This window comes from Streptomyces sp. 2323.1 (assembly GCF_900221035.1).
Lineage (GTDB): Bacteria > Actinomycetota > Actinomycetes > Streptomycetales > Streptomycetaceae > Streptomyces > Streptomyces sioyaensis.
On the sequence record NZ_LT907981.1, the window covers coordinates 1,640,729 to 1,660,302 of the forward strand.

The window sequence follows — 19,574 nt, forward strand, 5'->3', positions numbered from 1 at the left end:
TGTTCCAAGAGGAACGAGCATCGGGGAAGGGGGTGTGACACGGGTGTGACAAATCGCGGTACGCACGGCGAACACCCTGGTCGGGCGGGGGAAGGCAGCGGGAACCGGCCACGACGGACGAGGAGGACGCAATGAGCCAGGGAGCCACGGGAGCCGACGGGCCGCTCCCGCCCGACGAAGTGGCGGCGGGCAACACCGCGCAGGCACAGGCGTGGAACGGCGCGGACGGACAGTACTGGGTCCGGCAGCGGGAAAACCTGGAGGCACGCTACCGCCGGCTCACACCGCAGCTGATGGCGGCGGCCGGGGTGCGGCCGGACAGCCGGGTGCTGGACGTCGGATGCGGCAGCGGCGGCACGAGCCTGGCGGCGGGGCGGGCCGCGGCCGAGGGGTCGGTGCTCGGTGTCGACCTGTCGCGTCCACTGCTGGCCGAGGCCCGGCAGCAGGCCGCGGCGGCCGGACTGTCACAGGTCACCTTCGCGGAGGGCGACGCCCAGATCCACCGCTTCGCCGACGGCGCCTTCGATGTCGTGCTCAGCCGCTTCGGCGTGATGTTCTTCGCCGATCCGCGGGCGGCCTTCCGCAACCTCGCCCGCGCCCTGCGTCCGGGCGGCCGGCTGGCCTTCCTGTGCTGGCGGGAGCTGCGCGAGAACGCCTATCTGACCGTGCCGTTCGCCGCCCTCGCCCCGTATGTGCAGCTGCCCGACCTCGGGGCACCGGGCGCCCCCGGGCCGTTCTCCCTCGATGCTGCCGACCGGATCACCGCGCTGCTGGGCGGCGCCGGATTCGAGGAGATCTCACTCACCGCGCTCGACGAGCCGATGTGGGTGGGCACCGACGCGGACGGTGCGCTGGCCGCGCTGACCGCCATGCCGATGGCGCAGGAGATGCTGTCCGAGGTGGGCGAGGAAACCGGGGCCCGGGCACGTGCCGCACTCCGGGACGCGCTGGCCGCGCACCAGGGCCCGGACGGGGTCACCCTCGGCTGCGCGGCCTGGCTGGTGACGGCGCTGCGGCGGTGACCTGCGCGGCGGGGCGGTCCGGCACCGGCGGAACACGGCGGCCCGCGGCGGAAGGTGGAGGCCGCACCGACGGAAAGCGGCGGCCCGCCCCGTCCCGTACGCACTGACGGGAACGGGGCGGGCCACCGGATTCCTGGCCCCCTCGCCGTACGACGGCTGCTCGCCGTACGGCGAAATGATGGTGCGTCAGGCGACCGACACCGCCGCCGCCTCCGGGGCGGCGCCGGCCGTCGCCTCGGGGACGGGCTCGACGAGCGGCTCGGCGGGGACCGGCGGCGGCACCACGGGCTGGCCCTTCGTGTCGGGCACGCTGCGCAGCGGGGTGCGGGCCGTCAGCCGGGACTTGCGGGCCGACTCGACCCGGCGGGTGAACCAGATGACCTTGCCCTCCGGGGTGCCGCAGGTGCCCCAACTGTCGCTCAGCGCGGCCACCGTGGAGAGCCCGCCGCCGGCGGCGCTGCGCAGCTTGGGCAGCCGGGGTCCCTCGTCGGCGACGGAGGCCGTGAGGTGGCGGCCGCTCCAGCGGAGTTCGACGACGCACCGGGCGTCCGGCCCGATATGGCGATGGACGTTGGTCAGGAGTTCCGCCACTCCCCGGCACACGGGCGGGATATGCAGCTCAAGATCCCAGTAGCGCAGATGCGCGGCGAGAATCCGCCGGATCTGCGGCACACGCTCCGCCGAAGCATGCAGTTCGACCGTGTAGTGCCGGTCGCCGGGAAGTGTCATGTCGTGGCTCCTCACCGCGAGGCTCACGCCCTTCACCTCGTTGGACCAACGAACCCCGAACACGAAGAGTGAGCATTTATCACGTATGGGTCATTTGTCATGGTGACCCGACTGCGCGGGTTCCGCAACAGATCTTGGAGTGCGCGGGCCCCTCGCTCGGGCCCTCCAGGCCGGCCCCTCACCCGAGTCCCTCCTGGCGGGCCCGCAACCGCGGCAGGACCTTGTCCGCGGTGAGCGGGAGGTCGCGCAGCCGGATGCCGGTGGCGTGCCGGAAGGCGTTGGCGACGGCCGCCGCGGTGCCGACGATGCCGATCTCCCCGATGCCCTTGCTGCCCATGGGGTTGAGGTGCGGATCCTCCTCGTCGAGCCAGTGCGCCTCGATCTGCGGGACGTCGGCGCAGACCGGCACGTGGTAGGAGGCCAGATCGCACTCGGCGAAGTCCCCGAAGGCGGGGTCCAGCCCGCTCCCCTCCATGAGCGCCATCCCCAGCCCCATGGTCATCCCGCCGATGAACTGGGAGCGCGCTGTACGGGCGTTGAGGATCCGGCCGGCCGCGTAGACGCCCAGCAGCCGGCGCAGCCGGACCTCGCCGGTGACGGTGTCGGCCTGGACCTCGGCGAAGGTGGCCCCGAAGGCGTGCCGGGCGTAGGGGGACCGTTCGGCCGCCTCCTGACGGGTGTCCGCGACGGCGCTCAGCCCGTCGGCCGGCAACGGCCCGTCGTGGTGGCGCAGTTGTGCCCGCAGCGCCATACAGGCCTTGTGGACGGCCCAGCCCCACGAGGCGGTGCCCATGGAGCCGCCGGCCAGCATCGCGGGCGGCAGATCGCTGCTGCCGATCTCGATGTGGACCCGCTCCTCCGGCACGGTCAGCGCGGCGGCGGCGATCTGCGCGAGGACGGTGCGGGCGCCGGTGCCGATGTCCGTGGCGTTCACCCGGATCCGGTAGCTGCCGTCGGCGGCGGCCTGCGCCTCGGCGCTGGACGGGGCGACGTAGACCGGGTACGTGGCGGCCGCGACGCCGGTGCCGAGCAGCAGGTCGCCCTCGCGCCGTACGCCCGGCCGGGGATCCCTGGACGCCCAGCCGAAGCGCTTGGCGCCCTCCCGGAGACAGCCGATGAGATGCCGGCTGCTGAAGGCGCGGTCGCTGTCCGGCTCGGTGTCCGGCTCGTTGCGCAGCCGCAGTTCGACGGGGTCGACGTCCAGCAGCACGGCGAGTTCGTCGACGGCCGACTCCAGGGCGTACATCCCGGGGGCCTCGCCCGGTGCGCGCATCCAGGAGGGCGTGGGGACATCGAGCGGGACGACGCGGTGCACGGTCCGGCTGTTCGGCGAGGTGTACATCATGCGCGCCGGGACCGCGGCCTGCTCGACGAACTCCGTGACGGTGGAGGTGTGGGTGGCGATCTCGTGCGCGAGGGCGGTGAGCACCCCGTCGTCGCCGGCCCCGAGGCGCACCCGCTGGACGGTGGGCGCGCGATGGCCGACGACCGCGGCCATCTCACGGCGCGGCAGGGAGAGTTTGACCGGGCGCCCGGTGTGCCGGGCCGCCATCACGGCCAGGACGACCTGGGGGCGGGGCGTCCCCTTGGAGCCGAAGCCGCCGCCGACGTGCTCCGAGACGACCGTGACCTGGTCGGTGTCCAGCGAGAACAGCGCGGCGAGGTCCTCGCAGACCTTGGTGGAGCCCTGGCTGGAGTCGTGGACGGTCAGCCGGCCCTCGCTCCAGTGGGCGGTGGAGGCGTGCGGTTCCATGGGGTGGTTGTGCAGCGGGGGCACGGTGTAGGTGGCGTCGACGGTGACCGGTGCGGCGGCGAACGCCCCGTCGAAGTCGCCGCGTTCCCGGGTCCCGGGATAGCCGCCGTTGGCGATCTTGGCCTCGTACAGCCGCGGATGGCCGGCCGTCAGCAGCACGTCGTGGTCCTCGGTCGCATAGCTGACGCGGACGGCCTCGGCGGCGGCGCGGGCGGTTTCGAGGCTGTCGGCGACGGCGAGCGCGACGTACCAGCCGCGGTGCGGCACCCGGTTGTCCTGGAGCAGCGACAGCGTCGGGTCGTCGGCGGCCGCGAGGCGGGGTGCGTTCTCGTGGGTCAGCACCGCGCACACCCCCGGCAGCGCGAGCGCCGCAGTGGCGTCCACTGCGGTGATCCGGCCCCGGGCGACGGTCGCGGCCACCGGCCAGGCGTAGGCGCAGCCCGGCGGGGTGTGTTCGGCCGCGTAACGGGCAGCGCCGGTGACCTTCTCCCTTCCTTCCCGGCGGGCGAGCGGGGCGCCCAGGGGGTAGGGGGGTGGTCCGAGCGGGAACAGGTCGGGGCTCATGGCTCGCGTCCTTGGGTCGGGGACGGGGGTCGGGGACGGGGATCGGCTGCGGCGGTGGCGCTCCGGTCGTCGTGGTCGGCGTGGTCGGCGTGGTCGGCGTCGTGTGGTCGGTCAGCGGGCGGCGGCCGGGTCCGCCAGGGCGGTCAGCACACTGACGGCCAGGTTGCGGGCGAGTTCGACCTTGAAGGCGTTGTCGCGCAGCGGGCGGGCGGCGGCGAGTTCGGCGTCGGCGGCGCGGGCGAAGGTGTCCTCGGTGGCGGGTGCGCCGTGCAGCACCTCTTCGGCCGCGCGGGCCCGCCACGGCCGGTGCGCGAGCCCGCCGAACGCCAGCGCCGCCCGCCCCACGACGCCGTCCCGCACCTCCAGTACGGCGGCGACGGAGGCCAGGGCGAAGGCGAAGGAGGCGCGGTCGCGGGCCTTGCGGTAGCGCGAGCGCGCGCCCGGGGCGGCCGGCGGGAGCCGGACGGCGGTGAGCAGCTCGCCGGGCCGGATCTCGGTGTCCTGCTCGGGCCGGTCGCCGGGCAGCCGGTGGAAGTCGGTCACCGCCACCGTGCGCTCCCCGTCGGGGCCGTACAGCTGCACCTCGGCGTCCAGGGCGGCCAGCGCCACCGCCAGGTCCGAGGGCTGGGTGGCGACGCAGTGCGCGGAGTGGCCCAGGACGGCCAGATCGCGGTGGACGCCGTCGCGGGCCGGGCAGCCGGTGCCCGGGGAGCGTTTGTTGCAGGGCTTGCTGGTGTCCTGGAAATACAGGCAGCGGGTGCGCTGGAGCAGATTGCCGCCGGTGGTCGCGGTGTTCCGCAGCTGCCCCGAGGCGCCGGCCAGCAGCGCCTGCGACAGGGCGGGGTAGCGCTCGCGTACGGGGGCGGCCGCGGCGAGGTCGCTGTTGCGGACCATCGCACCGATCCGCAGCCCGCCGTCCGGCAGTTCCTCGATGTCCGCCAGCGGCAGCTGGGTGACGTCGATGAGCAGCCGCGGTGTCTCCACGCCCAGTTTCATCAGATCGACGAGGTTGGTGCCGCCGCCGAGGAAGCGGGCGCCGGGCCGGCCGGCGGCGGCCCGTACGGCCTCCTCGACGCTGGTCGCCCGCAGGTAGCCGAACGGTTTCACGGCGCCACCTCCTGGCCTGCGGACGGCGCGGTGGTGCCGGGCCGGGCGCCGGCGTCCGCGACCGCTTCGACGATCCGCGGATACGCGCCGCAGCGGCACAGATTGCCGCTCATCCGCTCGCGGATCTCGTCGGCGGTGAGCTCGACCGGCGCCGCGGGGTCCGCGGTGGCCGGGGTGACGTGGGACGGGAAGCCGTCCGCGGCCTCGGCCAGTACGCCGGCGGCCGAACAGAGCTGGCCCGGGGTGCAGTAGCCGCACTGGAACGCGTCCCGCTCCAGGAAGGCTTCCTGGAGGGGGTGCAGCCGCTCCCCGTCGGCCAGGCCCTCGACGGTGGTGACCCGCCGCCCGTCCTGGGCCACGGCCAGCAGCAGACAGCTGTTGGCGCGCCGCCCGTCGACGAGCACCGTGCAGGCGCCGCACTGTCCGTGGTCGCAGCCCTTCTTGGCGCCGGTGAGGGAGAAATGTTCGCGGAGCAGGTCCAGGACCGTGGTCCGGTGGTCCACGGTCACGGTGTACGCCACGTCGTTGACGTGCAGGACCAGCTCGGACCGCTGCTCGGCGGCCGGCGCTGTGCCGCCGCCGTCCGCCGGAGGTGGGGTGGGCTCCACTCGCTCCTGCCTTTCCGCTCCGGGCCTCGGGGCGGGTGGTGCGGCCCGGGCCGTCGCTCTGCGCCGTGGTCGTGGTCCCCCTGGTCCCCTCCCCCTTGGTCCGCTTCGGATCCGCGGCCCCCTAACGGGTCTCCAGCCGCAGCTCGACCTCCTTTTCCTGGTCGCCGGCGGCGGTGCCGAGGACGTGCACCGCGAATGCCGACTCCAGGCCTCTGCACAGCTCGTCGACCGCCCAGTAGCCGCCCTGGAGGCTGACCACGACGGGGGCGGACAGCCGGCGGGGCTCGGCGGCGGCCTTGCGGTCGCTGACGTCGAAGGTCGAGGTCCACACGGTCGCACCCGGGCCGGCCATCTCCTCGGGTACGTCGTCCGCCTCCCGGTCGGAGCTGAAGGTGGTGCGCAGCGCGCTGAAGACGGCATGTGCGTCCTGGGTCGCACAGCTCTCCAGTTCCACCATCACCTCGGCCGGTACATGTTCCGCGTGTGCCGCCTGCTGTGCGCCGTTCACTGTGGGGCCTTCCTTCGTGGACCGTCCTCCGGAGCCGAACGCTTCCAGGCTCGCCCGGCGGCCCGGTGTGTGCGACCGGAGGCTCGAACGAGTGGTTTGAACGGGCGGCACCGCACAGCACTCCGCAGCGGAGTTACGCTGTGTAGCCAGTGTAAGCGCTCTGTAATCAGAGGCGGAATGCGCGCCTCGCCCGGCGACCACCGCATCCACCGTCGACCACCAGGAGCCTTCGTTGACCAGCACCACCATCGACCAGAAAGCCACCGGCTACTCCGTCCACCATGCGCTCGCCATGGCACGCGCCGCCGCGCTCGCCTACCAGGACGAGGCAGCCATCGATGCCGCCGCCCGGACCTGGGGCTTCGACCGGGTGCGCCACCACCACACCACGTTCCGCCCGCCGTTCCCGCTGGAGGACACCCAGGCGTACACCCTCGGCGGCCACAGCATGATCATCACCAGCTTCCGCGGGACGGAGCCGGCCCAGCTGCGCGACTGGCTCTCGGATGCCACCACCCCGCCGTGGCCCGGCCCCGGCGGCAGGGGGTACGTCCACTACGGCTTCGCCGAGGCCCTGCAGGCCGTCTGGCCGCAGGTCCGCGCCGCCGTCGACGAGTTCCGCGACAACGGCCAGACGGTGTGGTTCACCGGCCACAGCCTGGGCGGCGCGCTGGCGATGCTGGCGGGGGCCCGGCTGCATTTCGAGGAGCCGCATGTGACGGCCAACGGCGTCTACACCTTCGGCCAGCCGCGCACCTGCGACAGACAGCTGTCCAAGGAGTTCAACACGGCCTTCTCGGACCGGATGTACCGCTTCGTCAACAACAACGACATCGTGCCGCAGCTGCCCCCGGAGCCCACCTTCCATCACGTCTCCGCGCTGCGCTACATCGACTCCAAGGGCGCCATCCACCACACCATGCCGCTGCTCAGCGGCATCCTCGACCATGCCAGAGGCCTCACCGCCGATGCCCTCGCGCCCGCCTCCGACGGCGTCCGGGACCACTTCATGGACGCCTACCTCCAGGCCCTGGAACAGAACCAGATCTGACCGGCCGGCCCCGGCCCGGCCGACGGCACCGAGGCCGGGCCGGCCGCCGCCCCGGTCAGATCCGCTGGGTGAGGTTGACCGCGTTGCCGTCCGGGTCCTGGATGTGGGCGACCCGCTGCCCCCAGGGCATGTCATTGGCCGGGCCGCGCACCGTTCCGCCGAGCGACTCGACCCGGTCCAGGAGGGCGTCGACGTCCTCGACGGCGAGGCTGAGCAGGATGCGGGTCGGGGCGCCGGTCGCCACGCTCCCGTCCGCGACGAGGCCCAGCTCCGAGCCCCGGATCCGCAGTCCGACGAAAAAGGCCGGGCCCTCCTCGGGCACCCGGGTGAACTCCTCGGCGCCGGCCAGTGCGCGGTAGAAGTCCCGCAGCCGGTCGAGGTCAGGGGTGACGATCACCGGCTGGACGGCGGCGGGAGCGGGCGGCGGGGTGGCAGACATGGCATCCTCCGATGGGCGTGGACCTGCGGGTTCGGTGAGGTAGACGGCGCCCGGCGGGCCGATTCATCGGCCCGGGCGGGATGACTCGGCGCGGATCTCGGCAGCGGGGGCGACGCTACCGGCCCCCGCCGCGCGGGCGCCCTCCCCCCGGCCGGCGAATGTCCGCGCGCCGGGGCGCTCGCCGAGGCCGCCGGCCTGGGGTTTCACCGGCCACGGCCGTACGGCACCACCCCCGCCCCGGCCGCCGCGGTCCCGCACCACGCCGACGCTCCGCCGTCCGGCCTCACATGGTTGCCATGGGCATCGACCCGGGCGGATCATCCGATACGTACGCCGTACCCACGTACGGCAGCACGGGATGACCGCACCCGGACGACGCGAGGAGAGCCACCGTGGGACCAGCCACCGTCAACGGCCACTGCGCACCGGGCTTTGCAGGCGTACGGGAAGTCTTTGCACGGAACTTCAGCGAGCACGGCGATGTCGGCGCGGCGGTCACGGTGACCGTGGAGGGCGAGGCGGTGGTCGACCTGTGGGGCGGCCATGCGGACGCGGCCGGGGCCCGCGGCTGGGAGCGCGACACCCTCGTCAACGTCTACTCGACGTCCAAGGGGATGACCGCCCTGTGCGCCCATCTCCTCGTGGACCGGGGCGAGTTGGACCTCGACGCCCCGGTCGCCCGCTACTGGCCCGAGTTCGCCCAGGCCGGCAAGCGGGACCTCCCCGTGCGCTGGCTGCTCAGCCACCGTGCCGGTCTGATCGCCCCCCGTGAGCGGCTGTCCGCACGGGACGCCTACGACTGGGAGCGGGTGTGCGCCGCCCTGGCGGCCACCGAGCCGTGGTGGGAGCCGGGCACCGCACAGGGCTACCACGCGGTGACCTTCGGATACCTCGTGGGCGAGGTCGTCCGGCGGATCACCGGGCAGTCCCTCGGCACGTTTCTGCGCAGCGAGATCACCGGGCCGCTGGGCGCGCGGGTGTTCATCGGCACCCCCGCCGAGGAGCACGCCCGCTGTGCCGACATGGTCGGGCAGCTGGACGAGGCGCGGCTCGCCCGGCAGTTCCCCGGCCTGCCGAAGCCGCCGTTCAAGGCGCTGTCCGACCATCCCTATGCCGTCGTCGCGCTGGCGTTGACGTACGTCCCCACCGGCGATGTCAACAGCGCCGCCTACCGGTCCGCCGAGATCCCGGCGGGCAACGCGCACGCGTCCGCCCACGGGCTGGCGACCGTGTACGGCGCACTGGTGGGCGGCACGCTCGTGCGGCCCGCCACCCTGGAGGCGATGCGCCGGTCGCAGAGCCTGCCGGGCGAGCGTGATCTGACCATCGGCGCCCTCGCCCCGGAGGGCTACGAACACCGCTGGGGGCTGGGCTACATGCTCAACCACCAGGGCCAGGCGGGGCCCAATCCGCGGGCGTTCGGACACGGCGGCGCGGGCGGCTCGTACGCCTTCGCGGACCCGGAGAACCGGCTGTCGTACGCGTACACCATGAACAAGTACGGCGGGGGCACCACGGGCCTCGATCCCCGCAACGCCGGGCTGGTCCGGGCGGTGTACCAGGCCCTGGAGCACGGCCGGAGCTGAGCGCCGGCCCGGCTACGGTGCGGCCGACTCCGGCGGCGGGGCCGGCCTCGGGGCCACCGGCGGCTCGCCCGCCGCGTCGGTCAGCGCCCGCAGCGAGCGGATGAGCCCGGCGCGTTCGCCGGCCGGCAGCCGGGACACGAGCGCGGCGATCTCCGTGTGCCGGGCGGCGAGCACCTCCTCGACGAGCGCGCGGCCCGGCTCCGTCAGGCTCAGCACGACCTCGCGGCGGTTGCCGGGGTTGGCCTGCCGGGTGACGCTGCCGGCCGCCTCCAGCCGGTCGACCATCCGCATCGCGGTGGACGGATTGACGCCCAGCGCACCGGCCAGCGCGGCGAGCTTGACCGGCCCCTGACTGTCCAGCACCACCAGCGCCCGCAGCTGGGGCAGGGTGAGGGAGGGGGCGGTCCGGCCGAGCGCCCGGGCCGAGATCGCCACCAGCAGCCGGGAGGCGGTCAGCACCGCGGCGATGACCTCGTCGACGTCGTGGTCGAGGTCGTGGTCGAGATCGCTGCCGGGCGCGGCCACCCCGGCCGGCCGCGGTGCGCCGTGCGCGTCGTGCCCCATGCCGCCTTTATACCCGCTGACGGCATCGTGCCTGGTCGCGGGCGTCGCGAGGGGCGATCCAGGGTCCGCGGGTCCGGCCCCCCGCAGACCGTCGCGGAGCGCCATAATGGGAGGAGCGGCATGCATCCGGCCCCGGTGCGAGCGCAGGGCCGGGAGAGGGCGTGATGACCATGGAACGGGACACCGAGACGGTTCACGAGGCATATTCCTTCGTCTGTCTGCACTGCGGGCACGGCTGGGAAGAGGAGTACGAGATCCGGCACACCACGGATCTGGCCGGCCACCGGCGCGCCGACTACTTCACCCGCGGCGTCCGCGTCGCCTCCCCACTGACCCGCGCCGAGTGCCCGTCCTGCAATCGCGGACCGCTCCGCATCCTGCGCCCCGGCCGGGTGAACTCGACCCGCCCCTACCTGGCCTGAGCCCGCCCCTCTCCAGCTGACTCCCCGTCACCATCCCGTGTACAGGAGGTGGTTGAGGAGCAGTGCCAGTACGGCCTGGGCCGCCAGCCAGTGGCGGTGCCGGGCCGTGGGCAGCAGCGCGCAGGCCGCCGGCAGCCAGGCGGCGAACGGCAGCCATATCCGTTCGGTCTCCGCCTTGCTCATCCCGGAGAGATCGGCGACCAGCACGGCGAGCAGCACCGCCAGCACGAGGACGATCAGCCGGTCGGCGGGGTCACGCGGCGGTCCGGCGGACGGCCGAAGCCCCCGCAGGGCGCTGGGGGCCGCCACGAGCGTGCGCCGCACCCCGGCAACCGTCGCCAGGCCGGTGATCAGCACGGTGCAGGCGAGGTTGCCCCACACCCAGTACGCGTACGGGCGGACGGCCGCGGCGCCCTGGTAGTAGCGCTCGACCAGCAGCCGATAGCCCTCCCACCAGGAGAATCCGGCGAGGGTGAAGGCGGCCGCGACGGCCGCGGCGCCGACCGCGAAGAGGGGCAGCGGGTGCCAGGTCCGGGTGAGCAGCAGCACCGCGCCGGCGATCAGCGCGATCAGGGTCAGGCCGTAGGAGAGGTAGCAGGTCAGGCCGAACAGGAGGCCGGAGGCCAGGGCGGCGGCGGCCGGGTGGCTGGTGCGGCGGGTGGCCGCCAGCGCGAGCAGCGCCAGGGACCAGGCGGCGACCGCCGCGAAATAGCCGTCCGCCGAGGTGCCCACCCAGACGGCGGACGGGGCCAGGACGAGAAACGGGGCGGCGCGGCGGGCGGTCGGCTCGTCGGTCAGGGCGCGCAGCGCGATGAGGACCGCGGCCACGGCGGAGGTGCCGAGGGTGAGGCACCAGACACCGGCCCAGCCACCGCCGCCCAGACCGATGCGGTCCAGGCCGACGAAGGTGAGCACGGCGGCCGGGGGGTGGCCGGCGACATGGGCGGGCCAGTGGTCCGGGCCGTTGTTGAGGATGTGGTGGGTGAAGTCGCGCACCGCCGCGCCCAGATCGTCGAAGCGGTGGATGACGGTCAGGTACTCGTACGCGGTGGTCAGGCGCCGGGCTATGCCGGTCTGCCAGCCGTCGATCAGCGCCAGCGACCAGGTCCAGGCCAGGGCGGCGGTCCAGGCCGCCAGGACGAGGCGGCGCCAGGGCAGCCGGGCCGCGAGGGAGGGCCCGTGGAGGATCACGGCGGCGCCGACCACGAGCGCGGCGGGGGTGCCGGGGCCCAGGTGCGGGAACCACGAGGCGTACAGCGGGGGCCAGTTGACATGCAGGCTGCCGTGGGTCCGCTCGATGACGGTGCCGACGACGGCGGCAACCGTGACGAGCAGGACGCCGGCCGCGGCGGCCCGCAGATCAGCGCGGTGGTGGGCACGTTCTTCGGTGGTCACACGGGGAGTCACAGCCGCACGCTAGGCGCCGAGGGGCGACCCGGGCCGTCCGGCGGCCAGGGCGTCACCGTTCCGTCAGATTCTCCCGGCGCCGTGCCGCCGTTCCGCCGACGTCAGAGCCTCGTCATGCGTCGCAACCCCCTCGGCGCACCGGTCGCGGCATAGCGTCGGCACCAGGTCCCGTCCGGCCCCGATCCGCCGGGCGGTTCACCCGCGACGGACCGCCGTCGCACCGACCGCCGAGGACACAACATGGGTGCCCGTTCCCCGTTCACTCCCCCGACATCGCCGTCGTTCTGGCGCAGTCCGCTGCGCGGCCCCTGGCTGACCGCGGTGCTCGGCACCGTGCTGCTGGCCGGGATCACGCTGCTGTTCGTGACCGGTCTGCTGTCGTACGCCGCGTACAACCCGGATCTGGCCGGCGGCGTCAACGACAAGACGCCGGACAAGGGCCTACTGGGCTTCTACCTCTTCAGCTGGCCGACCGGTCCGCACTGGCTCTACCGCCTCACCCAGGGACTGCACGTCACCCTGGGGATCACACTGGTGCCCGTGGTGCTGGCGAAGCTGTGGTCGGTGATCCCCAAGCTGTTCACCCTGCCGCCGGCCCGGTCCGTCGGCCATGCGCTGGAGCGGATTTCGCTGCTGCTGCTGGTCGGCGGGGTGCTGTTCGAATTCGTCACCGGGCTGCTCAACATCCAGCTGGAGTACCTCTTCCCGGGCTCCTTCTATCCGCTGCACTTCTACGGTGCGTGGGTGTTCATCGGCGCGTTCGTCGTGCATGTCGTGCTGCGGCTGCCGCGGGCGCTGCGGGCGCTGCGCGAGCGCCGCGACCCGCAGGCGGCGGCCGACGACACCGGGTTGGTGGCGGCCCGGCCGGACCGGCCGACGGCGACCCGGCGCGGGGCGCTGGGGCTGGTCGGGGCCGGTGCGCTGGTGCTGTGCGCGACGTCGGCGGGGCAGAGCATCGGCGGCTGGTGGCGGCGTACCGCCCTGCTGGCGCCGCACGGGGGACGGGATCCGGGCAGTGGCCCGAACGGCTTCCAGATCAACAAGACCGCCGCGGCCATGGGCATCCGGGCCCGGGACACCGGCGACGACTGGCGGCTGACGGTCGAGGGCGGCGGCCGGCGGGTACGGCTCAGCCGCGCCGATCTGCTGACGCTGCCCCAGCACGAGGCGGCGCTGCCGATCGCCTGTGTCGAGGGCTGGTCGACCGACGACCAGCAGTGGGGCGGGGTGCGGCTGCGGGACCTCGCCGCTCTGGTGGGGCTCGGTACGCCACCACCCGGCGTGCTGGTCGAATCGCTCCAACTGCACGGCGCGTTCCGGCGGGCCGCGCTGCGCGACAACCAGGTGCGCGATCCGCGGTCGCTGCTCGCGCTGCGGGTGGGCGGGGCGGAGCTGTCACAGGACCACGGCTATCCGGCGCGGATCATCGTCCCGGCGGCACCCGGGGTGCTCAACACCAAGTGGGTCTCGCGGCTGACGTTCGGGGAGTGGTGAGGATGCGGGAGCGGCTCGTGGGGTGGCGTGAACGGCTCGCGGGGTGGCGGGCGCGGGGAGCCCGGGCGGTGGGTGCGCTGCGCCGCCGGCTGCGGTACGGCGAGGGGCCGCTGCATCTGCTCCTGATGCTGGCCTCGTTCGCGCTCACCGGCTATGCGGGGCTGCGGCTGCTGGCCGGCGGGCAGTGGCCGCTGGTGGTCGTCTGGTTCGTCGGGGCGGCGCTGCTGCACGATCTGGTGCTGTTGCCGCTGTATACGTCCGCCGACCGTGCACTGGCCCGTTGCACGTCGGAAGGGGCCCGGCACCGGGCCTGGACCGGGTACGTCCGGGTCCCCGCCGCGGTGTCCGGGCTGCTGTTGCTGGTGTGGCTCCCGCTGATCGCGGGCTCGTGGGACCCCGGTGCGGCGGCGCGCTACGAGGCCGGGACGGGGTTGCCCGGCGGGGTGTTCCTGGCCCGCTGGCTGCTGGTCACCGCCGGGCTGTGCGTGCTGTCCGCCCTGTGGCTGCTGGGCCGTACGCTTCAGCCGCGGCTGCGCAGGGCGGCCCGGCGGCGCAGGGAGACGAAGCAGCGTTCGGCGCCCGGCAGTTGATCCGCCTGGCCGGTGACGGTCCACTGCTCGGCGGGGGCCCAGCCGGCCTGGGCCGCGTACCGCAGCAGCGCGGGGGTCCCCACCCGGGCCCAGGGGAAGGTGTCGTCCGGCGACCGGGCGGCGCCGCCCGGGGCGTGGTGGCTGCCCTCGACCCGGACCCGGACCTGTTCATCGACGTCCGCCGGGGTGGTCTCCACTATGAGGAGGCCGCCCCGGTCGACCAGTTCGGCGCTGCGGGCCAGCAGGGCGCGGGGGTCGCCGCCGATGCCGATATTGCCGTCGAGCAGCAGGGCGGTTCCCCAACTCCCCTCGCCCGGAAGGGAGTCGAAGACCGAGCGGTGCACCGCGGCCCCGCCGGTCGCCAGGGTGCGGGCCACCGCAGCGGCGCTGACGTCGATGCCGAGCGCGCGCCGGCCCCGCGCGAGGAGCGCGGCGACCAGCCGGCCGGGACCGCAGCCGATGTCGAGGACGGCGCCCTCACAGCGGCGCAGTGCCGACAGGTCGGCGGCGTCGGCCCGGGCGCACCAGCGCTCGACCTCCAGCGGCAGCAGCCAGCCGTCGCTGCGGCGCAGGAACAGCGGGCCGCGGCCGTGGCGCAGGGCATCGGCGTACGGGTCCGCTCCCCAGGAGACGGGGGGCTGCCGGTCGGTGCGTGTCGTGGGAGGTACGGCGGTGCTCATCGTCCGGTGACCCCCGTCAGCCCGGCCAGGGTGGCGGCGAAGCGGCCGTCCGGTGCCGCGGCGGCGACCTGCTCGGCATCGGCCGCGGTGTCGACATCGCGCAGCGGCGGCAGTTCCCGTACCCGGAGTCCGGCGGCGGCCAGCCGGGCGCGCTGGGCGGCGCCGGTGCGGTCGGTGGACATCGGGACGCCGCGCAGCAGCCCCGGGTCGGGGGCGGCCAGGCCGAGCGCCCAGAATCCGCCGTCGTCGGCCGCCCCGAACCAGGCGTCGCAGTCGTCCCAGGCACCGGAGTCCAGTGCCGGGGCGAGGAGTTGGGGGGTGACCTGCGGGGTGTCCATGCCGATGAGCAGGGTCGGGCCGGCGCTGCCGGCGAAGGCCGCGGCGAGCCGCTCGTCGAGACCGCCGGCGCTCTGCGGCCGGACGTCGAAGCCGGCCGGCAGCCAGTTCCCCGGGCGGCCGTCCAGGACGACCACCCGCCGCCGGGCGGGCATCGCCCGGACGGCCTGGAGGGTGTCGTACAGCGCGGCCTCGGCCAACCAGGCGGCCTCGTGCGGGGTATAGGGCGGGGTGAGCCGGGTCTTGACCCGCCCCGGCACCGGTTCCTTGGCGATGACCAGGACCGTCGTGGGCCCCGGTCGCACCGGCTGGTCTGCGGACTCGGTCATCGGGCCGTCTCCTCGGTACGGGGCAGCAGCGGCGGCTGACGCAGGACGGTGCGCATGTCGCGCACCGCATGCCAGGTGCCGCGCCAGGTGCCGGTGACCTTCGAGCGGCCGGTGCGCGGCCGGTAGGGCACCTCGCGTTCCTCGACGCGCCAGCCGGCGTCGGCGGCCCGGACGACCATCTGCAGGGGGTAGCCGCTGCGGCGGTCGGTGAGCCCGAGGCCGAGCAGGTCGGTGCGCCGGGCCGCGCGCAGCGGTCCGAGGTCGTGCAGCCGCAGTCCGGTGCGCCGGCGCAGCATCCGGGCCAGGGCGAGGTTGCCGAGCCGGGCGTGCGGCGGCCAGGCGCCGCGCCCCTCGGGGCGGCGGCGGCCCAGCACCAGATCGCTGTCGCCGTCATGGACGGCCCGGACGAACGGGGTGAGCAGCGCCGGGTCGAGGGAGGCGTCGCAGTCGCAGAAGCAGACGATGTCCGCGTCGGCGGCGAGCAGTCCGGCGTGGCAGGCGGCACCGAAGCCGCGGCGCGGCTCGTGCACCACGGTGGCGCCCAGGCCGCGGGCGACCTCGGCCGAGCCGTCGGTGGAGCCGTTGTCCACGACGATCGCCCGCCAGCCGGCCGGGATGCGGGCCAGCACCCAGGGCAGTGCGGCGGCCTCGTCGAGGCACGGCAGTACGACGTCCACCGAGCCGGGCCGCAGGCCGGGGGACGCGGAAGAAGGGGAGGAAGGGGTCATGCCGTCACCTGCACCTCAGAAGCGGAACATCAGGACATCGGGTTCGTGGGACACACGGACGGCGTGGGCGCAGCGGGCCCTGCGGACGGCGTGGGCGCAGCGGGCCCTGCGGACGGCGCGGCTGCCGCGGGCCGTGCGGACGGCGCCGCCCGCATCCCTTCCCGGGCGAACTCCGCCATCCCCTCGGTGAATCCGGTCGCCGCCCGCCAGCCGAGGTCCGCGGCGATCCGCCGGGACGACGCGGTGATGTGCCGTACGTCGCCCAGCCGGTACTCCCCCGTCACCACAGGCGGCGGCCCGCCGCACGCCGCGGCCAGGGTCTGCGCCATCTCCCCGACGGTGTGCGGCACGCCGCTGCCGGTGTTGTACGCGGTCAGGGTCCCCGGCGCACGGTCCGGCAGGGCCGACAGCGCCACCTCGTTGGCCGCCGCGACATCGCGCACATGGACGAAGTCCCGCCGCTGGCCGCCGTCCTCATAGACCGTCGGCGACTGCCCGCGGGCCAGCGCCGAGCGGAAGAACGAGGCCACCCCCGCGTACGGGGTGTCGCGCGGCATGCCGGGCCCGTAGACGTTGTGATAGCGCAGCGAGACGGCCCGGCCGCCGGTGGCCCGCGCCCAGGAGGCGGCCAGGTGCTCCTGGGCGAGCTTGGTCGCCGCGTAGACGTTGCGCGGATCGGTGGGCGCGTCCTCGCCGACCAGCCCCGGCCGCAATTCCGCGCCGCACTGCGGGCAGCGCGGCTCGAACCGCCCCGCCGCCAGCTCGGCCTCCGCCCGCGGGCCGGGCCGCACCGCCCCGTGGCCGGGGCAGGTGTAGCGCCCCTCCCCGTAGACCACCATCGACCCGGCGAGCACCAGCTGCCGCACCCCGGCCGCGGCCATCGCGGCCAGCAGCACCGCCGTGCCCAGGTCGTTGCAGCCCACATAGTCGGGCGCGTCCGCGAAGTCCTTGCCCAGGCCCACCATCGCGGCCTGGTGGCAGACCGCCTGCACCCCGTCGAGGGCCGCGTCGACGGCCGCCCGGTCCCGTACGTCGGCGACGATCCGCCGCTCCCCCGGGCGCAGGGGCGGGGGCTCGGGGTGCGCCGAGGGCAGCAGCGCGTCCAGCACGACGGGCTCGTGCCCGCGCGCCAGGAGCGCCTCGACGACCTGCGATCCGATGAAGCCGGCGCCGCCGGTGACCAGTACACGCATGCCGGTCACGCTAAGCGGGAGAGGGCGCTCGGGCCCGCGCACGGAGCGTCGTGTCATGGGTCCGTAAGATCCGCGGCCCGGCCGGCGCGGGCGCGGACCGGCCTCTCCCGGCCCACTGCGATTCGGTAACAGGGCGCATTCGAGGTATTTCGGTACGGCATACGGTGCTTATGCTCAGGCCGGGGGAACGGGGGGCCGCTTCGGGACAGTCCGACGGCCGACGGTCCCCTGCCTGATCACCTCACCTGACACCGTCGGAGAACACCTTGGCCGTGGAGAACGTCGAGCGCTGCACCGGCTCCCGTGTGCTGGCCGCGCTGCCGTACGCGGTCATGGCCGTGGTCAGCGCGGTCGACCTCACCGCGGGCCCGGGGGTCGGGTTCCTGCCTCTGGTGTCCCTGGGGCCGGCGTTCGCCGGGCTGGTCGGCGGCTGGCGGCGCACCGCCGTGGTCGGGCTGACGGCGTTCGTGCTCTGCGTCGGCCTGGGCGTCAGCCACGGCGAGTTCGTCAGCCGGCGCGGGCTGACCGCCCTGCTGTCGGTGGCCGGGGTGACCGCGGCGGGTGTGGTGGCCGCGGTGATGCGCCAGCGGCGCGAGGCGGAACTCGCCAGCGTCCGCTCGATCGCCGAGGTGGCGCAGCGGGTGCTGCTGCGGCCGGTGCCGCGCAGCGCGGGCCCGCTGCGGATCGCGGTCTCCTACACCTCGGCGGTGGCCGAGGCCCGGATAGGCGGCGATCTGTACGAGGTGGTGACCTCACCCGCCGGGGTCCGGATCATCGTCGGCGATGTGCAGGGCAAGGGCCTGGAGGCGGTGGAGAGCGCGGCGGTGGTGCTGGGCGCGTTCCGGGAGGCGGCGCACGACGAACCGGATCTGCCGGCCGTCGGGGAGCGGGTCGAGCGGGCGCTGAACCGTCATCTGGCGGGCGAACGGTTCGTCACCGCGGTGCTCGCCGAGATCGGTGACGGTCCGCAGGCCACGCTGTTGAACTTCGGCCATCCGGCGCCCCTGGTGGTCCGCCCGGCCGGCGCGGTCGCCTTCGCCGCCCCGCCCGACCGCGCCCTCCCGCTGGGCCTCACCCTCCAGGGCGCCGGGGCACCGGCCCCCTACGAGGTGCCATTCGCCCCCGGTGACCAGATGCTCTTCTACACCGACGGGGTCACCGAGGCCCGCGATGCGGCGGGCCGCTTCTACCCCCTCGACGAGCGCGCCGCGCTGCTGAAGGACCCCGACCCGGAGGCCGCACTGCGCTCGGTGCGCGAGGACCTCGTCGAGCATGCCGAGGGTCCGCTGCACGACGATGCGGCGATGCTGCTGGTCCGCCATCGGGAGGAATGGTGAACCGGGTTCGGGCCGGAGGCGGCCGGGGCGGTGCGCCGCGCTCGGCTCAGTCGTCGCGCCGGCCGTCGCTGTCCTGACCCCCGCCGGTGCCGGGCCGCTCGCCGCCGGCCTCGCCCTTCCCGGGCTCCCCCGGCTCCGCCGCCTCACCCGCGGTCTTCGCCGCCGCCCTCGCCTCCAGCCGGCGGGATGCCTCCTCGCGGGCCGCGGCCGTGGCGACCGAGGGCCACACGCGGTCGAGTGAGGCGTTCATCGCGGCCCCGACCAGCACCGCGAAGGCGGACACCCCGATCCACAGCAGGACCGCGACCGGTGCGGCCAACGAGCCGTAGATGGTGGGGCCCTCGACCGTCGAGGTGAGGTAGAGGCGGAGCAGAAAGCTGCCGAGCACCCACATGCCGAGGGCGACCACCGCGCCGGGAATGTCCTCCGGCCAGGGCGAACGGACCGGTACGGACGCGTGGTAGAGCGTGGTCAGAAAGGCCACCGAGAGGAGCAGGACGACCGGCCAGTACAGCGCCCGGATGATGTGCTCGCTGGCCGGCAGCCAGCCCACGACGGTGTCGGGGCCGGCGACCATCAGCGGCAGTGTGACGGCGCCGACGACGAGCGCGGCGAGGTACAGCGCGAAGGACAGCAGCCGGGTCCGCACGATGCCGCGCCGGCCGTCGAGGCCGTACATGATGGTGATGGTGTCGACAAAGACGTTCATCGCCCGGGAGCCGGACCACAGGGCGATGGCGAAGCCGATGGAGATGACGTCCGGGCGGCGGCCGGTGAACACATCGTGCAGCAGCGGCCGGGCGATCTCGTTCACACCGCGGCTGGACAGCACGGTGCCGGCGCCGGAGAGGATCTGCTGCCGGACGTGGTGAAGGGTGTCGTGGCCGATCCACGCCTGGGTGTAGCCGAGCACACCGAGGAGCCCGAGGATCAGCGGGGGCAGCGACAGCAGACTCCAGAACGCGGCCTCGGCGGCCAGTCCGGTGACCCGGTACTTCATGCAGGAGTGGACGGTGTCCTTGAGCAGCAGCCAGGCCAGCCGGCGCTTGGAGACATTGCGGTAGAGGGCACGGGCCTTGATCAGGCGCCCCGCGGGCCGCTCGGTTGGTTCGTTTGCCGGCTGCACC

At 74.5% G+C, this 19,574-nt stretch carries 20 protein-coding genes; 7 read left to right on the plus strand and 13 right to left on the minus strand.

Annotated elements, in window-relative coordinates; all coding sequences use genetic code 11:
* Positions 1-131: 131 nt before the first annotated feature.
* Positions 132-1,022: a class I SAM-dependent methyltransferase gene (locus CPH93_RS06435; protein ID WP_096212234.1), complete on the plus strand. Its 891-nt coding sequence runs from the start codon at positions 132-134 to the stop codon at positions 1,020-1,022.
* 186 nt (positions 1,023-1,208) lie between these two features.
* Here the strand turns inward: CPH93_RS06435 and CPH93_RS06440 are convergent, their stop codons facing one another.
* The 5 genes from CPH93_RS06440 to CPH93_RS06460 form a co-directional block, all read right to left on the minus strand.
* Positions 1,209-1,751, minus strand: coding sequence for an ATP-binding protein (locus CPH93_RS06440; protein WP_093486188.1), 543 nt, complete (start codon positions 1,749-1,751; stop codon positions 1,209-1,211).
* Between the two features lie 178 nt (positions 1,752-1,929).
* The gene (locus CPH93_RS06445; protein WP_096212235.1) at positions 1,930-4,068 is read right to left on the minus strand and encodes a xanthine dehydrogenase family protein molybdopterin-binding subunit; all 2,139 of its coding nucleotides are present in this window, start codon (positions 4,066-4,068) and stop codon (positions 1,930-1,932) included.
* Between the two features lie 111 nt (positions 4,069-4,179).
* Positions 4,180-5,175, minus strand: a complete 996-nt coding sequence (locus tag CPH93_RS06450; RefSeq protein WP_096212236.1) for an FAD binding domain-containing protein — start codon at positions 5,173-5,175, stop codon at positions 4,180-4,182.
* Positions 5,172-5,783, minus strand: a complete 612-nt coding sequence (locus CPH93_RS06455; protein WP_096212237.1) for a 2Fe-2S iron-sulfur cluster-binding protein — start codon at positions 5,781-5,783, stop codon at positions 5,172-5,174. The genes CPH93_RS06450 and CPH93_RS06455 overlap by 4 nt, the downstream gene beginning before the upstream one ends.
* A 121-nt stretch (positions 5,784-5,904) precedes the next feature.
* The gene (locus tag CPH93_RS06460) at positions 5,905-6,291 is read right to left on the minus strand and encodes a hypothetical protein (protein WP_096212238.1); all 387 of its coding nucleotides are present in this window, start codon (positions 6,289-6,291) and stop codon (positions 5,905-5,907) included.
* 232 nt (positions 6,292-6,523) lie between these two features.
* Here CPH93_RS06460 and CPH93_RS06465 point away from each other — a divergent pair, with 232 nt between their 5' ends.
* The gene (locus CPH93_RS06465; protein WP_096212239.1) at positions 6,524-7,342 is read left to right on the plus strand and encodes a lipase family protein; all 819 of its coding nucleotides are present in this window, start codon (positions 6,524-6,526) and stop codon (positions 7,340-7,342) included.
* 55 nt (positions 7,343-7,397) lie between these two features.
* Here the strand turns inward: CPH93_RS06465 and CPH93_RS06470 are convergent, their stop codons facing one another.
* Entirely contained in the window at positions 7,398-7,781 is a 384-nt protein-coding gene (locus CPH93_RS06470; protein WP_096212240.1) for a VOC family protein, read from the minus strand.
* Positions 7,782-8,173: 392 nt separating this feature from the next.
* On the opposite strand from CPH93_RS06470, the gene CPH93_RS06475 reads away from it, so the two are divergent.
* A complete protein-coding gene (locus CPH93_RS06475; protein WP_096212241.1) occupies positions 8,174-9,367 on the plus strand; it encodes a serine hydrolase domain-containing protein in 1,194 nt (397 codons plus the stop codon).
* 12 nt (positions 9,368-9,379) lie between these two features.
* Here the strand turns inward: CPH93_RS06475 and CPH93_RS06480 are convergent, their stop codons facing one another.
* Positions 9,380-9,931: a MarR family winged helix-turn-helix transcriptional regulator gene (locus CPH93_RS06480; RefSeq protein WP_093486171.1), complete on the minus strand. Its 552-nt coding sequence runs from the start codon at positions 9,929-9,931 to the stop codon at positions 9,380-9,382.
* A 164-nt stretch (positions 9,932-10,095) separates the two neighbouring features.
* Here CPH93_RS06480 and CPH93_RS06485 point away from each other — a divergent pair, with 164 nt between their 5' ends.
* Positions 10,096-10,353, plus strand: a complete 258-nt coding sequence (locus tag CPH93_RS06485) for a hypothetical protein (RefSeq protein WP_231977204.1) — start codon at positions 10,096-10,098, stop codon at positions 10,351-10,353.
* Positions 10,354-10,380: 27 nt separating this feature from the next.
* On the opposite strand, the gene CPH93_RS06490 is transcribed toward CPH93_RS06485, so the two are convergent.
* The gene (locus CPH93_RS06490; RefSeq protein ID WP_096212243.1) at positions 10,381-11,748 is read right to left on the minus strand and encodes a hypothetical protein; all 1,368 of its coding nucleotides are present in this window, start codon (positions 11,746-11,748) and stop codon (positions 10,381-10,383) included.
* A 252-nt stretch (positions 11,749-12,000) separates the two neighbouring features.
* Between CPH93_RS06490 and CPH93_RS06495 the strand changes: the two genes are divergently transcribed.
* Both CPH93_RS06495 and CPH93_RS06500 read left to right on the plus strand, forming a co-directional pair.
* The gene (locus CPH93_RS06495; RefSeq protein WP_096212244.1) at positions 12,001-13,254 is read left to right on the plus strand and encodes a molybdopterin-dependent oxidoreductase; all 1,254 of its coding nucleotides are present in this window, start codon (positions 12,001-12,003) and stop codon (positions 13,252-13,254) included.
* A gap of 125 nt (positions 13,255-13,379) precedes the next feature.
* Positions 13,380-13,844, plus strand: a complete 465-nt coding sequence (locus tag CPH93_RS06500) for a hypothetical protein (RefSeq protein WP_231977396.1) — start codon at positions 13,380-13,382, stop codon at positions 13,842-13,844.
* On the opposite strand, the gene CPH93_RS06505 is transcribed toward CPH93_RS06500, so the two are convergent.
* Genes CPH93_RS06505 through CPH93_RS06520 form a run of 4 tightly spaced genes read right to left on the minus strand, consistent with a single transcriptional unit; the run spans position 13,775 to position 17,110 of the window.
* Positions 13,775-14,524, minus strand: a complete 750-nt coding sequence (locus tag CPH93_RS06505) for a class I SAM-dependent methyltransferase (protein WP_231977206.1) — start codon at positions 14,522-14,524, stop codon at positions 13,775-13,777. The genes CPH93_RS06500 and CPH93_RS06505 overlap by 70 nt on opposite strands.
* Positions 14,521-15,189 (minus strand): TIGR04282 family arsenosugar biosynthesis glycosyltransferase, encoded by a 669-nt coding sequence (locus tag CPH93_RS06510; RefSeq protein WP_093486163.1) that lies wholly within the window; start codon positions 15,187-15,189, stop codon positions 14,521-14,523. Before CPH93_RS06510 ends, CPH93_RS06505 begins: the two co-directional genes overlap by 4 nt.
* Complete coding sequence (locus tag CPH93_RS06515; RefSeq protein WP_093486161.1) at positions 15,186-15,917, minus strand: glycosyltransferase family 2 protein; 732 nt, start codon at positions 15,915-15,917, stop codon at positions 15,186-15,188. The genes CPH93_RS06510 and CPH93_RS06515 overlap by 4 nt, the downstream gene beginning before the upstream one ends.
* 29 nt (positions 15,918-15,946) lie before the next feature.
* Positions 15,947-17,110 carry an NAD-dependent epimerase/dehydratase family protein gene (locus CPH93_RS06520; protein WP_231977207.1) on the minus strand — a complete coding sequence of 388 codons (1,164 nt, stop codon included), beginning with the start codon at positions 17,108-17,110 and terminating at the stop codon, positions 15,947-15,949.
* 332 nt (positions 17,111-17,442) lie between these two features.
* Here CPH93_RS06520 and CPH93_RS06525 point away from each other — a divergent pair, with 332 nt between their 5' ends.
* On the plus strand, positions 17,443-18,447 hold the full coding sequence (locus CPH93_RS06525) for a PP2C family protein-serine/threonine phosphatase (protein WP_093489332.1): 1,005 nt from the start codon (positions 17,443-17,445) through the stop codon (positions 18,445-18,447).
* Between the two features lie 46 nt (positions 18,448-18,493).
* Here CPH93_RS06525 and CPH93_RS06530 read toward each other — a convergent pair whose 3' ends face one another.
* Positions 18,494-19,573, minus strand: coding sequence for a YihY/virulence factor BrkB family protein (locus tag CPH93_RS06530; RefSeq protein ID WP_096212245.1), 1,080 nt, complete (start codon positions 19,571-19,573; stop codon positions 18,494-18,496).
* Position 19,574 lies beyond the last annotated feature (1 nt).